A 13,969-nucleotide genomic window follows, 5' to 3' on the forward strand; every position below is an offset into this window, starting at 1 on the left:
CAGCGATTTGCTGTGGCGTTCTCGTTTGGGGTGGTGACAACCGTTTTCCTGTCAAGACTAATAATAAAGTGAGTCAAATCGGAGGTTCTATGAATGAAGTGCTACTGGCTATGGCGGCCGGCTTTATCGTTGGGGTGTTGTTTTCTTTCCTCAAGTTGCCGATACCGGCGCCGCCCGTCCTCTCCGGCGTCATGGGGATCGTGGGGGTCTATCTGGGGGGCATTGCCTACTCCTGGATCCTGACCCGCTTCTTCTCCTAAAGCACCTTACAGTGCTGGATTTGCCGGGTGTGAGGTACCTCTGAAATTGGCAAATCCGGCTTGCAAACACAGGGTATCTCGGCTGAAATAGGCGATGCCAGCAGGGTGCTGGCATTGACTAATGCCCGGTGAATCCGGGTGTTGGCGGTCAAATGGAATTGATTGGGAAGTCGGGTCTGCGTAGTCGGCCTTTCTCAAGTCTTCATGGAACCAAGTCCGCACTTTTGTAAGAAAGTGACAGGGCTCTTGCCTTATTTGCAGCCGTATTGCCTGTGCATTTGCGCTGCAATTCCATATCCCGTTGCTCCGGGAACGTCTCTGCCGACCCTTGGTGTTCGGTGAAGCCGATCGCGGGTGATGGGGCTTAACAAGACTTTGGAGACATAGCATGACTGATCTGAAAGTGGCCGCCCAACGCGCCCTGAACCTGATGGACCTGACCACCCTGAACGATGACGACACCGATCAGAAGGTGATCGACCTGTGCCACAAGGCCAAGTCTCCGGCCGGCCTGACCGCCGCCGTCTGCATCTACCCCCGTTTCATCCCCATCGCACGCAAGACCCTGCGTGACATCGGCGCCGCCGACGTGCGCATCGCGACCGTGACCAACTTCCCCCACGGCAACGACGACATCGAGATCGCCGTGGCCGAGACCCGCGCCGCCGTGGCCTACGGCGCCGACGAGGTGGACGTGGTCTTCCCGTACCGCGCCTTCATGGCCGGCAATGAACAGGTCGGCTTCGATCTGGTCAAAGCATGTAAGGAAGCCTGCGGCGCCAAGGTACTGCTGAAAGTGATCATCGAGACCGGCGAGTTGAAGGAAGAGGCGCTGATCCGTCGCGCCTCCGAGATCTCCATCGACGCCGGTGCCGATTTCATCAAGACCTCCACCGGCAAGGTGCCGGTCAATGCGACCCCGGAAGCTGCCCGCATCATGATGGAAGTGATCAAGGCCAAGAACCCGAAAGTGGGCTTCAAGCCGGCCGGTGGCGTGAAAGACGCCGCCGTGGCGGGTCAGTACCTGGCCATGGCCGAAGAGATCCTGGGCAAGGACTGGGTATCCGCCCGCACCTTCCGCTTCGGCGCCTCCAGCCTGCTGGCCAGCCTGCTGGCGACCCTGGGGCATGGCGACAAGCCTGCCAATACCAGCGGTTACTAAGCGGTGGCAGGGGGCGGTGCGCCGCCCCCTTCCGGATCTGGTTCGGTCTGTGTTCGTGCGTGATGCACGGAGGGAATGAAAGATGTTTTTGCCTCAAGAAATTATTCGCAAGAAGCGCAACGGTGAAGCGCTCAGTACCCAAGAGATTCAATTCTTCGTCCAGGGCATAACCAACAACACCATCGGTGAGGGGCAGATCGCGGCCCTGGCGATGGCGGTCTACTTCAAGGACATGACCATGGATGAGCGGGTCGCCCTGACCTGCGCCATGCGCGACTCCGGCATGGTGCTGACCTGGGACCACCTCAATCTGGGCGGCCCCATCGTCGACAAGCACTCCACCGGCGGCGTGGGTGACGTCGTCTCCCTGATGCTTGGCCCCATGGTCGCCGCCTGTGGCGGTTTCGTGCCCATGATCTCCGGCCGTGGTCTCGGCCATACCGGCGGTACCCTGGACAAGCTGGATGCCATCCCCGGCTACCAGACCTCGGTCGACAACGACCGCTTCCTGAAAGTGGTGAAAGAGGCGGGTGTCGCCATCATCGGCCAGACCGGCGATCTCGCCCCGGCGGACAAGCGTATCTATGCGGTACGGGATATCACCGCCACCGTCGAGTCCATTGCCATGATCACCGGCTCCATCCTCTCCAAGAAGCTTGCCTCCGGGCTCGAAGCGCTGGTGATGGACGTGAAGGTGGGCTCCGGCGCCTTCATGCCGACCTTTGAAGCCTCCGAGGAACTGGCCAAGAGCATCGTCGCCGTGGCCAACGGGGCCGGCTGCCGCACCTCTGCACTCCTGACCGACATGAACCAGGTGCTGGCCTCCAGCGCCGGCAACGCCGTGGAAGTGCGCGAAGCGGTGCGCTACCTGACCGGTGAGTATCGCAACCCGCGCATCCACGAAGTGACCATGGCCCTGTGCGCCGAGATGCTGATCTCCGCCGGTCTTGCCAGCGATGACGGCGATGCCCGCACCAAGCTGCAGGCGGTGCTGGACAATGGCAAGGCAGCCGAGATCTTCGGGCGCATGGTGACCGGCCTCGGTGGTCCCGCCGACTTCATGGAGCGCTACGACGCCTACCTGCCCAAAGCCGCCATCGTGCGCCCCGTCTACGCGGCCCACAGCGGATTCGTCACCGCCATGGACACCCGTGAACTGGGCCTGGCGGTGGTCGCCATGGGCGGTGGTCGCCGCGCCGCCGCCGACAAACTCGATTATGCGGTCGGTCTGACCGACTTTATCCGCCTGGGTCAGAGCGTCGATGCTGACAAGCCGCTCGCCCTGATCCACGCTCAGACAGAAGCTCAATTTGCCGAGGCTGCCCGCATGGTGCAGGCTGCCGTGAAGATCGGCGACACCCGACCAGAGGCGCTGCCCGAGGTTTACCGTCGCATCGGTCTGGCTGATTTGTAACAAGGGGAAGTCCCATGAAACGTACCTTTATTCTGATGATGGACTCTTTCGGTATTGGTGCTGCCGCCGATGCCGACAAGTTCGGCGACGTGGGTGCCAATACCCTTGGCCATATCGCCAAGGCGTGCGCCGCCGGTGAGATCGAGGGCCGTGGCGCTCTCAACCTGCCAAACCTCAGCAAGCTGGGTCTGGGCCACGCGGGCGAACTCGCCAGCGGCACCTTCCCGGCCGGACTGAACAAGGATGTCGAGGTGATCGGTGCCTACGGCTTTGCCCAGGAGCTCTCCTCCGGCAAGGACACCCCGTCCGGTCACTGGGAGATTGCCGGCGTGCCCGTCTTGTTCGAGTGGGGTTATTTCCACGACCATCACAACAGCTTCCCGCAGGAGCTGCTGGATGCCATCGTCGAGAAGGCCGGTCTGCCCGGGTATCTGGGCAACTGCCACGCCTCCGGCACCCAGGTGCTGGACGATCTGGGCGAAGAGCACATGCGCACCGGCAAGCCGATCCTCTACACCTCTGCCGACTCCGTGTTCCAGATCGCCTGCCACGAAGAGACCTATGGCCTCGAGAAGCTCTATGAGCTGTGCCACATCGTGCGCGAGCTGCTGGAGCCCTACAACATCGGCCGCGTCATCGCGCGTCCGTTCGTGGGCAGCGGCAAGGGCAACTTCAAGCGCACCGGCAACCGCCACGACTACTCCGTGCTGCCGCCGGCGCCGACCGTGCTGGACTACATGAAGGAAGCGGGTGGCCAGGTGGTCTCCATCGGAAAGATCGCCGACATCTATGCCCAGCAGGGCATCACCAAGCAGGTGAAGGGGACCGGTCTGACCGAGCTGTGGGACAGGACTCTGGAAGAGGTGAAAGCGGCCGGTGACCAGACAATCGTCTTCACCAACTTCGTGGACTTTGACTCCTCCTACGGTCACCGCCGTGACGTCAAGGGCTACGCCGATGCGCTGGAGTACTTCGACTCCCGCCTGCCGGAGCTGTTCGACCTGCTGCAGGATGGCGACGTGGTGGTGCTGACCGCCGACCACGGCTGTGACCCGACCTGGAGCGGTACCGACCACACCCGCGAATACATTCCGGTACTGTTCTACGGCAAGCCGGTCAAGGCGGGCTCCGTCGGTCGTCGCGAGACCTTCGCCGACATCGGCCAGAGCATCGCGGCCTACCACGGCCTGCCCAAGCTGCAATACGGTACCAGCTTCCTGTGATGGTGACCCCGGGCCGGTTCGCCTGCCCGGGGTGCCACAGGGCCCCGGTTTCCTGTAATGTACCGCCGCCGCGCAGGCAGCGGACAATCCATAAAGACAATAAAACTCAACCTAGTGTGAAGGAATAAAGAGAATGGCAACTCCTCATATCAATGCGAAAGATGGCGCCTTTGCTGATACCGTGCTGATGCCGGGCGACCCCCTGCGTGCCAAGTACATCGCCGAAACCTTCCTGGAGAACGTCGAGCAGGTGTGCGACGTGCGCAACATGTTCGGTTTCACCGGCACCTACAAGGGTCGTCGCATCTCCGTCATGGGTCACGGCATGGGCATCCCGTCCTGCTCCATCTACGCAAAAGAGCTGATCACCGACTACGGCGTGAAGACCCTGATCCGCGTGGGCTCCTGCGGTGCCGTGCGTGAAGACGTGAAACTGCGTGACGTGGTGATCGGCATGGGAGCCTGCACCGACTCCAAAGTGAACCGTCTGCGCTTCAAGGATCACGACTTCGCCGCCATCGCCGACTTCGACCTGGTGGCCAATGCCGTTCAGGCCGCCAAGAACAAGGGTGTGGCCGTGCGCGTGGGCAACATCTTCTCCGCCGACCTGTTCTACACCCCGGACCCCTCCATGTTCGACGTCATGGAAAAATACGGCATCCTGGGTGTCGAGATGGAAGCCGCCGGTATCTATGGCGTGGCCGCCGAGTACGGTGCCAAGGCGCTGACCATCTGCACCGTCTCCGACCATATCCGTACTGGTGAGCAGACCACCTCCGAAGAGCGTCAGCTGACCTTCAACGACATGATCGAAATCGCGCTGGACTCCGTCCTGCTGGGTGACAACTGATCCCCCTCGCGCATAAAAAAACGGCGGCCCTCGGGCCGCCGTTTTGCATTTTTGCGAAGCACGGTCAGAGATCGAGGGCGAAGCGCCCCTTGCCCGACTGCTTGGCCTGGTACATGGCGGCATCGGCCCGGTGCAGCAGATCATCGATGTGACAATACTGGCCCGAGTGGCAGAGGGCGCCCCCTATGCTGCCGGCAAGGGGCAGCCGATGACCGGCCACGTCTCCAGGAACCGCCATGGCCGCCAGCAGCCGCTCGCACAGGGCGGGCAGCTCCTGCGCCGGTTGGCGCAAGGCGGGCAGTATGATGGTGAACTCGTCGCCGGCCAGGCGCGCCACCATGTCCCCCGGGCGCACCTCGGCACTCAGCACCTGGGCGAAGCGTTGCAACAGGGCATCGCCGACGTGGTGTCCCAGCCTGTCGTTGATCCCCTTGAAGCCGTCGAGATCGAGGAACAGCAGGCCCAGGGGTTCGGCATTCTGACGCACCCGCTCCAGCTCCCGGGAGAGGCGCAGGGTGAAGGCGCGCCGGTTGGGCAGGCCGGTGAGGGGGTCGTGAGCCGCCTCGTGTTCCAGCTGGCTTTGCAGCGCCTTGAACTCGGTGATGTCGCTGCCGAGGATGTAGACCCCGGGCTCGTCGCCCCGGCTCGGGATCATGGTGATCCTGAGGTCGCGTCGGCCTATGGGGAGATCGAAACGGTGCTCGAAACTCACCTGCTCACCGGCGAGGGCTTTTGCCACATAGGCCATGGCCCTGCCGTGGGCCTCCTCGCCGATGACGTCCCGCACGCTCATTTCCCGCATCTGTTCGGTATCGAGCCCGAAGTAGCGGCAATAGGCCTGGTTGGCGAAGAGGTAACGCCCCTCGGGCGACACCATGCTGATGGTGACCGGCAGGCCATCGGTGATGGCCCGCAGTCGGGCACGGCCACGCTCGATCTCCGCGAGCACCTGGCGGCGGGCCGTGATGTCGTGCAAAAACAGGGCGATGCGCACCTTGCCGTCGAACTGGTAACGCTCGGCAATCACCTCGACCGGGATGTGCCGGCCTGCGCGGGTGATGATGTCGCACTCCAGCCGCCGTGGCGGACTCTGCGGGTTGCCTGACAGGCTCAGCAGGGGATGCTCGGCGCCGAGCAGCCCGAAGAGGGGACGGCCCAGCATCTCGTCGGCGTGCCAGCCGAGCAGGGTGGTGGAGGCCGGGTTCCAGCCTGTGATGATGAAATCGGCATCGAGCTCGAGGAAGGCGTTGCTGGTGTGCTCCAGCATGTGCTGCAGGCGGCGCTGCTCCTGCCACAGCTGCTGCTGCATGGCGCCGCGCTCGCGCATCTCCTGATGCAGCTGTTCCACCGTGCGGGAGAGCTCCCGGGTCCGTGACTGCACCTGCTGCTCGAGCCCTTGCTGCAGCCGCACGAGTTCGGCCTCGGCCTGTTTGCGCTCGGTGAGGTCGGCAAACACGGCGATCATGTGGGGGGCCATGGTGCGGCTCTGGCAGAGGGTCACGCTGAGCTGGACCCAGCACTGGGTGCCATCGGCCCGGATCATCCGCTTCTCCAGCCGGTAATCCTGCCGTTGCCCCGCGATCAGGGCATCGAACAGGGGCTGCTCCCGTTGCAGATCTTCGGGATGGGTCATGGCGAGCCAGGTCCGGCTCAGCATCTCGTGCTCGCTGTAACCGAGTAGCCGCTCCAGCCCCGGGTTGGCTCTCAGCCATTTCCCCTCGAGGGAGGAGAGGGCCATGCCCACCGACGACTGGTTGAAGGTGAGGGTGAAGAGATGCTCCTTGTCTTCCAGCACCTGGTTGAGGGTGCGCACCTGGTGGCGCCGCTCCAAATCGTGCAGGGTGTTCTCCACCAGGCGGCCGAAGTCGTCGAGATCCCGGCAGGCATCTTCGTCGAGATGGCGCGGCACATGGTCCACCAGGCAGAGGGTGCCGAGCACCACGCCATCGAGGGCGCGCAGGGGTCGGCCGGCGTAGAAGACCACACCGGGATCATCGGTCACCAGCGGATTGTCGGCAAAGCGGAGATCCCGTCTGGCATCCGGCACCTGCATGATGTCGGGGCGCAAAATGGCATGACCGCAGAAGGAGTGTTCCCGGTTGATCTCGCACATATCGACCCCGGTGCGGGCGAGAAACCACTGCCTGTTCACGTCGGTCAGGGAGACCATGGCGATGGGGAGTGCGAAATGCCGGGTGATGAGCCGGGTGAGGCGATCAAGCTGATCGATGGGCTCGTGGTCGAGCAGGCCGAGGATGCGCAGTCGTTCCAGTCGACTGTGTTCATCCCGCGGCAAGGGGGGGGCAATCATGTGGCTCTCCTGCCAGTGATCTTGCCAGTGTTATATACAAGCCGGAGGATGTGATCCACTCCCGCTTATTGCGGAGCGGCGGGTTTGCTCTGTTTCTTGTGCTTGCGCACCCGCATGTAGTTGCGACGCACCCCGTAGGAGATGAGCAGGCCGGCCAGCAGCATCACCAGCAGCATCAGGCGCTGTTTCTCCTGGTTGACCTTGAGATGGGTATCCTGTGCGGCCAGCAGTTTCTGCTCTTCCAGGGTGATCCTCAGATAGCCCAGGGTCAGGTTTCCGTCCTGGATCTCCTGGACGAACTGGATGCGCCCCTTGCCCTGCTCCGGCAGGGATTTGTTGTCGCTGCCGATGGGCAGCAGGCTGTCCAGCGGCAGGGCGTTGTCCGACTGGGCGAGGGGAATGCCGCGGGCGTCATAGAGGGTGACGTCCAGAATGTCAGGCTCGGCGGCCAGATCCTGCGCCAGTCTCTCCAGTTCGCTCTCCTTGTCCTCCTTGATCCAGCGGCGCATGTCCCGGGCGGCATAGGCGACCAGCGCCTGTGCCCTGTCCCGTGCCGCCGCGTGCAGGGCGGCCTGGCTCTCTCCCTGCATGTGGATGAGCAGCACCAGCACCCAGAGACCGAGCAGGACTCCCGCCGCCAGACTGACAACACGTTTGATGGGAAGATGACGCACAGAACCGGGCCTCTGGTAATGGATGAGCGGGGCTGGCTGGTGCCCCGGTGCCGCGAAGCGGGAAACAGGGTGGTCTGTTTCCATGTCTGCCCGCACCGCAGGCGGGATCTTGGCGCTTGCCTGTACAAAAAGCAATACGCTACTCTGGGCCCGCATGATGAACCCCATGATTTCCAAGGAAGGCGTCTCTCTTATGTTGTTGTCCCAACTTCCCCGTTCCCTGCACGACTGGTCCGGGGCCCTGAGCTGTGCCCCCTGCTGGCAGCTCACCAACGAAGCCCTGCTGCCCGCGGCCAACGCCCACGACAGCGCCTGGATTGTCCTGTTTGGCAAGGGGCTGGAGGCCGGTCATCTGGCCCGCCTGGCCCAGCAGCTGGATGCCCTGGGGCTCGAGGCCAGCCTCTATCCCGCAGGGGAGCAGGCAGGTATTCCACTGCTGCTGCTTGGCACCAACCGCTTCTCCCCCGAGCTGGTGCAGGCGCTCAAAGCCCAGGAGTGGGACATCGACCTGTGTCATCTGGCCGCCCTGCCTACCCTGAGTGAGCCGGGTCTGCTGGTGATGGACATGGATTCCACCGCGATCAGGATAGAGTGCATCGACGAAATCGCGCGGCTGGCCGGGGTCGGTGAGCAGGTGGCGGCCGTTACCGCGGCAGCCATGCAGGGCAAGCTGGAGTTTGCCGACAGTCTGCGTGCCCGGGTGGCGCTGCTGGAAGGGGCGCCGGTCACCATCCTCGACGAGGTGGCGGCCGACATGCCCTGGATGCCGGGCCTGCCACTCATGGTCGATACCCTCAAGCAGGCTGGCTGGAAGGTGGCGATCGCCTCCGGTGGCTTCACCCGCTTTGCCGGCGAGTTGCAGCGTGCTCTGGGTCTGGATGCCATTTTCGCCAACGAGCTGGCGGTGGAAGGGGGCCTGCTGACCGGCAAGGTGAGCGGCCCCATCGTCGATGCCGCCGCCAAGGCCGAGGCGCTGCAACAGCTGGCCTCGGAGTACGGGGTGGTTGCATCCCAGACGGTCGCGGTCGGCGATGGTGCCAACGATCTCAAGATGATGGCGGTGGCGGGGCTTGGTATTGCCATTCATGCCAAACCCCTGGTACGTGCCCAGGCGGCGGCGACCCTCAATCACCACGATCTGGAAGGGGTGCTCTGCCTGCTCGGCGCCTTGGCTTGTCGCGACCGACGCTGGTGCTGATCCCGCTCAAGGAGGAGCCGATCACGAGATGGAACTGTTACAGCAATCCCTGTTTGTCCCCTGCGGTGAGCATCGACTCCATGTGCGCCATATCCAGCCCGGTGTCGCGGTGCATGCCGACCCCATCCTGATGGTGCACGGGGCCATCGAGAACGGCCGCATCTTCTACACCGAATCGGGCAAGGGGCTTGCCTGCTTTCTGGCTCGCCACGGGTATCAGGTCTATGTGGCGGATCTGCGTGGTCGGGGTCTGAGCACACCGACCATCGCCGAGCGGGCCGGCCACGGTCAGCATGAGCTGATCACCGAGGATCTGCCCGCCCTGCAGCGCTGGGTATCGGCCCGCCATGCCGGTGCCCGGGTGCACTGGATGGCCCACTCCTGGGGCGGCGTCATCATGGCCTCGACCCTGGTGCGCTTCCCCGAGCTGGCGGAGCAGGTTGCCAGCCTGGTGTTCTTCGGCACCAAGCGGGGGGTCTCGGTGCAGAACCCGGAGCGCTGGTTGAAGGTGGATCTGATCTGGAACCGGCTTGCCCCCTGGCTGGCGCGCCGCCGGGGGTTTCTGGCCGCCCGCCGTTTGAAGATAGGGGCCGATGATGAGCCTCTGCGCTACTTGCAGGAGACCATCCCCTGGGTCAAGTGCGGGCCCTGGCAGGATCCCTTTGACGGCTTCGCCTATGACGAGGCGGCGAGCCGGGTCAACTGGCCCCCTCTCTGGATGATCTCCGCCAAGGCGGACAAGGTCCTTGGCCACCCCGTCGACGTGCGCCGCTTCAGCGACGAGATGGGCTCGGCCGCCCGCCACACCCGCCTTGGGCGGGACAACGGCAACCGCCTCGATTACGACCACATCAACATGTTGACGGCCCCCCAGGCACAGGAGGATCACTTCCCCGACATCCTCGCCTGGCTGCGCAACCCCCAGGCTGCCTGATAGACAAAAAACGGGCACTTGCGTGCCCGTTTTTTGTTGTCTCCCGGCCCTGCTGGCTAGCGGGACCCGGATGGTATGCCAAGGCGGAACAGGGTCGCCTCGGTGGTATCGGTCAGTTCACCCACGCCCACGACACTCCAGAGCTCCTCTTCCAGCTTCTTGGCCTTGTGAATGGCGAACTTGGCGATATAGTCCAGTTCACCCGCGATGAAGCTGGTGTCCGGGCGGCCAGTGCGCGAAATACCCACCAGTACTGAATAGAACTCTCCCTGTTGCCGGGCCAGCTCGATGAAGCGGCGCTTTTGATCCGGTGAGCTGAAGCTGCTGGCCAGGTGGCTGCGAAACAGGGGGGTTCCCCCCTGGGAGTGGAGGGCGGCGATGTAGACCTCCTCCTCTTCCGGCTTGTCTTCCCGCTCGATGGCGCGCAGGGGATTGAGCAGCAGGGCCTTGAGCAGTGCCCCCTGGAACAGGGGATACAGGTTCAACTGCTGATCCTGCTCGGCACAGATGCGCAGCAGACGGGAAAGGCTGCGTGGCTGTGGCGAGAGGCCGGCCGCGGCCAGTTTCGGGGCGGCCTTGAGCTTGTTCACATAGACGGGGGTGTTGAACAGGTGGTGGGTGTAGAGGTTGCGCAGCGCCCTGGCCATGCCGCGATAGCGATTGAACTCCCGGGTGGTCTTGAGCTTGTTCTGGTTGCTTTCGATAAGCAGGCTGAAGAACTGGTGGCCGGTATGGCGCTCAGCCGTCCCCTCGATGCACAGATGCAGCACGGTTCTGCTCAGGTTGAGGCTGACCAGCCGATAGGGCAGGCGTTGCAGGTCCATGTTCCTGGCGAGCTCCTGCAAACGGGGCAGGGCCACAGTGATAATGTCTCCCTTCTCCCCGTCGAACGGCTCCTCCAGCTCGATTTGCATGCCGTGGGCAGAGATGTCTCGGGTCCAGCCGACCCAGGATCGCTCCTTGTGATGCAAGACGATGGCCGTCTTGTGCATGTAGCGCGCCTCCTTGCGCAGTTGCACATAGTGCAGCGTCTCTATCTCGAAGGGGGCGGCATGGATGTCATGGCCAAAGCGCTGCAAGGCGTTGGCGTTGAGCGGATCCTGACCCGTCTCTCGCTGGAACTCGTCGCGCTGGTTGTCCAGGTTTATCTCCTGCAGCATGCCCACGTATCCGAGCTGGGCCAGGCGCTCGCGCAGCAGCCTGTCCTGCAACTGGCTCGCCCCGCCCTGGGGGTTGTCGAGGTCGGCCTCCCGCAGGGTGCAGGCTTCCATGCTGAACTTGTACACCCGCCAACTGGGGCGGCGGGCGCCGATCTGGAAGAAGAGCGCGGTCAGTCCGCTCTGTTCCAGCTCCTCCCGGGTCGCGGAGAAGAAGTAGAGGTGGCTGCGTACCGCATGGGTAAAGCTGTAGATCAGCGTCTCGCACAGCCCCTCTTTGCCTGGGAGCAACGAGGGCATGCGGGCAGCGGTGAAGAGGCTGGCGAGCATGTCGCGGTTTTTGGCGTCGCGCCAGTATTCGAGAATGTGCTGGTTGTTCTCGGTGCGCAGGGCGATCTCGAGGGCGGGGACGCTGCCCTTGCCGAAATAGAGGGGCATGCCGGTCATGCGCGGCAGATAGAACTGCTCATACCCCTTGATGACGGCGGCGGAGAGCAGGTAGTCGACGCTGACGCGATAGCGGCTGCGGTTGCGCTCGATGAAGTCGCGCAGGAACTCGTCGAACACCGGATGCTCGCCGTTCTTGAGCAGCCTGAGCCAGAATTTGTCCTCTTTTCTCTCCTCCCCCAGGATCTGGTAGCTGACCGGGTCACGCAGCAGGGGATGGGGATGATCGCGTTCCAGTCCGGTGAAGAAGACGGCTATCAGGTCGCCTGTCTGGTAGTCGGGCAGATAGGGCACGGATACCCGGATGCCGCCGAGGGAGATGTCGGAGCTCTTGGCGAGGATCTTCTCGCCGTTGGCGAGCTGGAGCACCATGGGAGAGCTGAAGTGCATGCGCTCTTCCTGTCGCCCGTAATGGCTGGCGAAGGGGATGGCGCTGACATCGAACGGACGAAACGGGCTGATGGGCAGTGCCAGATTGTCGCTGCGCCCCTGGTTGAGTTTGTACCAGGCTTGCAGCGCCTCGTAGACCCCCAGGGTGTAGCTGTCCCGGTAGAGGTAGCACTGGGATTGAAACAGCTCGATGGCCTCGGCGGGCATGAAGTGGGTCACCCCGTCGAACTCATGCACCTGACAGAGGGCGCCCAGCTCGTTGCGCATGTCGATGACGCGCCGGCAGGGGGTGCACTTGCGTTTGAGTTCCATCTTCAGCAGGAACCGACTGTTGGTATTTTCGTTCTGGGTCAGACGGTTGAAGATTTCGTCGAAGTCCTTTTCCCGGAGCAGGGGGACAAGTTGTTCTATCAGATGTAGTGGTTGTTCTGAATCCATGTATTCCTGCCGCGGAAAGTCACTTTTCCGATTCTGGGTTTGATCTGCCGGTCGCAAACAAGTATATCAAGCAGGAATTCATCCTGTCCCCGAGTTATCCATGGCCAAAAACAAAACCGCCTATGTTTGTTCCGAATGTGGAGCCGACTTCACCCGCTGGCAAGGCCAGTGCAGCGAGTGCAAGGAATGGAACACCATCACCGAGGTGCGACTGGGGGTGACGACACCCGGCAAGGGCGCTCGCTATACCGGTTATGCGGGCGCCGTCGGCAGCCAGGTGCAGACCCTGGCGGAGATCGCCACCACGGAGATCCCCCGTTTCAGCTCGGGCTTCAAGGAGCTGGACCGCGTACTCGGTGGCGGCGTGGTCCCCGGTTCGGCCATTCTCATCGGCGGCAACCCCGGGGCCGGCAAATCGACCCTGTTGCTGCAGACCATGTGCGGCCTGGCGCAGCGCATGAAGACCCTCTATGTGACCGGTGAGGAGTCACTGCAACAGGTGGCGATGCGGGCCAGTCGGCTGGGTCTGCCCACGGACAAGCTGCGCATGTTGTCCGAGACCAGTGTCGAGCAGATCTGCCTCATCGCCCAGCAGGAGCAGCCTCAGATCATGGTCATCGACTCCATCCAGGTGATGCACGTGGCGGATGTGCAGTCTGCGCCGGGGTCCGTCTCCCAGGTGCGGGAGTCGGCGGCGCTGCTGACACGCTATGCCAAGCAGAATCATGTGGCCATCTTCATGGTGGGCCACGTCACCAAGGACGGCACCCTGGCGGGCCCCAAGGTGCTGGAGCACTGCATCGACTGCTCCGTGCTGCTGGATGGCGGGCACGACTCGCGTTTTCGCACCCTGCGCTCCCACAAGAACCGCTTCGGTGCGGTCAACGAACTGGGGGTCTTCGCCATGACCGGGCAGGGAATGAAGGAGGTGAGCAACCCTTCCGCGATTTTCCTCAGCCGCGGGGAGGAGCAGGCTCCGGGCTCCATCGTCATGGTGATCTGGGAAGGCACGCGCCCCCTGCTGGTGGAGTTGCAGGCGCTGGTGGATTATTCCCAGCTCTCCAATCCGCGCCGGGTGGCGGTGGGGATGGACCACAACCGTCTCGCCATGCTGCTGGCGGTGCTGCATCGTCACGGCGGGTTGCAGATGGCGGATCAGGATGTGTTCATCAACGTGGTGGGTGGCGTCAAAGTCGAGGAGACCAGCGCGGATCTGGCGCTGCTGCTGGCCATGGTGTCGAGCTTCCGGGATCAGGCCCTGCCCAAGGATCTGGTGGTCTTTGGCGAAGTGGGACTCTCCGGCGAGATACGGCCCGTGCCCTCGGGTCAGGAGCGACTGCAGGAGGCGGCCAAGCACGGTTTCCGCCGAGCCATCGTCCCGCATGCCAATGCGCCCAAACATCCCATCGAGGGGATGGAGGTGGTGCCGGTGAAGAAACTCTCCGATGCCCTCGAGGCCCTGTAACCAACCATGAAAAAGGAGCGTATGAACGCTCCTTTGTTTTTCTGCC

General features: G+C 63.2%; 11 protein-coding genes. 8 read left to right on the top strand and 3 right to left on the bottom strand.

The annotated features are described in order from the left end of the window. Window positions 1–89 precede the first annotated feature (89 nt). From ACB037_RS10895 to deoD, 5 genes are all read left to right on the top strand, one after another. Complete coding sequence (locus ACB037_RS10895; protein ID WP_010673027.1) at window positions 90–260, top strand: XapX domain-containing protein; 171 nt, start codon at window positions 90–92, stop codon at window positions 258–260. 388 nt (window positions 261–648) lie between these two features. Continuing rightward, on the top strand, window positions 649–1,422 hold the full coding sequence (deoC, locus tag ACB037_RS10900) for a deoxyribose-phosphate aldolase (protein ID WP_039039946.1): 774 nt from the start codon (window positions 649–651) through the stop codon (window positions 1,420–1,422). Between the two features lie 82 nt (window positions 1,423–1,504). After that, the gene (gene deoA, locus ACB037_RS10905; protein ID WP_043153005.1) at window positions 1,505–2,836 is read left to right on the top strand and encodes a thymidine phosphorylase; all 1,332 of its coding nucleotides are present in this window, start codon (window positions 1,505–1,507) and stop codon (window positions 2,834–2,836) included. A 14-nt stretch (window positions 2,837–2,850) separates the two neighbouring features. Further along, window positions 2,851–4,059: a phosphopentomutase gene (locus tag ACB037_RS10910; protein ID WP_039039948.1), complete on the top strand. Its 1,209-nt coding sequence runs from the start codon at window positions 2,851–2,853 to the stop codon at window positions 4,057–4,059. A gap of 133 nt (window positions 4,060–4,192) precedes the next feature. Then, a complete protein-coding gene (deoD, locus tag ACB037_RS10915) occupies window positions 4,193–4,909 on the top strand; it encodes a purine-nucleoside phosphorylase (protein ID WP_005341325.1) in 717 nt (238 codons plus the stop codon). Window positions 4,910–4,973: 64 nt separating this feature from the next. On the opposite strand, the gene ACB037_RS10920 is transcribed toward deoD, so the two are convergent. Further along, the gene (locus tag ACB037_RS10920; protein ID WP_371175330.1) at window positions 4,974–7,220 is read right to left on the bottom strand and encodes a PAS domain S-box protein; all 2,247 of its coding nucleotides are present in this window, start codon (window positions 7,218–7,220) and stop codon (window positions 4,974–4,976) included. A 65-nt stretch (window positions 7,221–7,285) separates the two neighbouring features. After that, window positions 7,286–7,894, bottom strand: coding sequence for an AhpA/YtjB family protein (locus ACB037_RS10925; protein WP_010673032.1), 609 nt, complete (start codon window positions 7,892–7,894; stop codon window positions 7,286–7,288). A 193-nt stretch (window positions 7,895–8,087) separates the two neighbouring features. On the opposite strand from ACB037_RS10925, the gene serB reads away from it, so the two are divergent. Both serB and ACB037_RS10935 read left to right on the top strand, forming a co-directional pair. Next, a complete protein-coding gene (gene serB, locus ACB037_RS10930; protein ID WP_279987027.1) occupies window positions 8,088–9,092 on the top strand; it encodes a phosphoserine phosphatase SerB in 1,005 nt (334 codons plus the stop codon). A 28-nt stretch (window positions 9,093–9,120) separates the two neighbouring features. Next, complete coding sequence (locus ACB037_RS10935; protein WP_041214455.1) at window positions 9,121–10,026, top strand: alpha/beta fold hydrolase; 906 nt, start codon at window positions 9,121–9,123, stop codon at window positions 10,024–10,026. A 56-nt stretch (window positions 10,027–10,082) separates the two neighbouring features. On the opposite strand, the gene ACB037_RS10940 is transcribed toward ACB037_RS10935, so the two are convergent. Continuing rightward, entirely contained in the window at window positions 10,083–12,458 is a 2,376-nt protein-coding gene (locus ACB037_RS10940) for a PilZ domain-containing protein (RefSeq protein ID WP_139737106.1), read from the bottom strand. Between the two features lie 100 nt (window positions 12,459–12,558). Here ACB037_RS10940 and radA point away from each other — a divergent pair, with 100 nt between their 5' ends. Continuing rightward, entirely contained in the window at window positions 12,559–13,923 is a 1,365-nt protein-coding gene (gene radA / locus ACB037_RS10945) for a DNA repair protein RadA (RefSeq protein WP_139737105.1), read from the top strand. Window positions 13,924–13,969: the final 46 nt, after the last annotated feature.

This window comes from Aeromonas sp. S19(2024), from assembly GCF_041402625.1.
GTDB classification, from domain to species: Bacteria; Pseudomonadota; Gammaproteobacteria; order Enterobacterales; family Aeromonadaceae; genus Aeromonas; species Aeromonas caviae.

What these genes read in the sequence shown, in the direction of transcription:
- ACB037_RS10935 (WP_041214455.1), top strand. Translation starts at nt 9,121, where the DNA reads ATGGAACTGTTACAGCAATCCCTGTTTGTCCCCTGCGGTGAGCATCGA.
- ACB037_RS10895 (WP_010673027.1), top strand. Translation starts at nt 90, where the DNA reads ATGAATGAAGTGCTACTGGCTATGGCGGCCGGCTTTATCGTTGGGGTG.
- ACB037_RS10910 (WP_039039948.1), top strand. Translation starts at nt 2,851, where the DNA reads ATGAAACGTACCTTTATTCTGATGATGGACTCTTTCGGTATTGGTGCT.
- deoD (WP_005341325.1), top strand. Translation starts at nt 4,193, where the DNA reads ATGGCAACTCCTCATATCAATGCGAAAGATGGCGCCTTTGCTGATACC.
- deoA (WP_043153005.1), top strand. Translation starts at nt 1,505, where the DNA reads ATGTTTTTGCCTCAAGAAATTATTCGCAAGAAGCGCAACGGTGAAGCG.
- ACB037_RS10940 (WP_139737106.1), bottom strand. Translation starts at nt 12,458, where the DNA reads ATGGATTCAGAACAACCACTACATCTGATAGAACAACTTGTCCCCCTG.
- radA (WP_139737105.1), top strand. Translation starts at nt 12,559, where the DNA reads ATGGCCAAAAACAAAACCGCCTATGTTTGTTCCGAATGTGGAGCCGAC.
- ACB037_RS10920 (WP_371175330.1), bottom strand. Translation starts at nt 7,220, where the DNA reads ATGATTGCCCCCCCCTTGCCGCGGGATGAACACAGTCGACTGGAACGA.
- deoC (WP_039039946.1), top strand. Translation starts at nt 649, where the DNA reads ATGACTGATCTGAAAGTGGCCGCCCAACGCGCCCTGAACCTGATGGAC.
- serB (WP_279987027.1), top strand. Translation starts at nt 8,088, where the DNA reads ATGTTGTTGTCCCAACTTCCCCGTTCCCTGCACGACTGGTCCGGGGCC.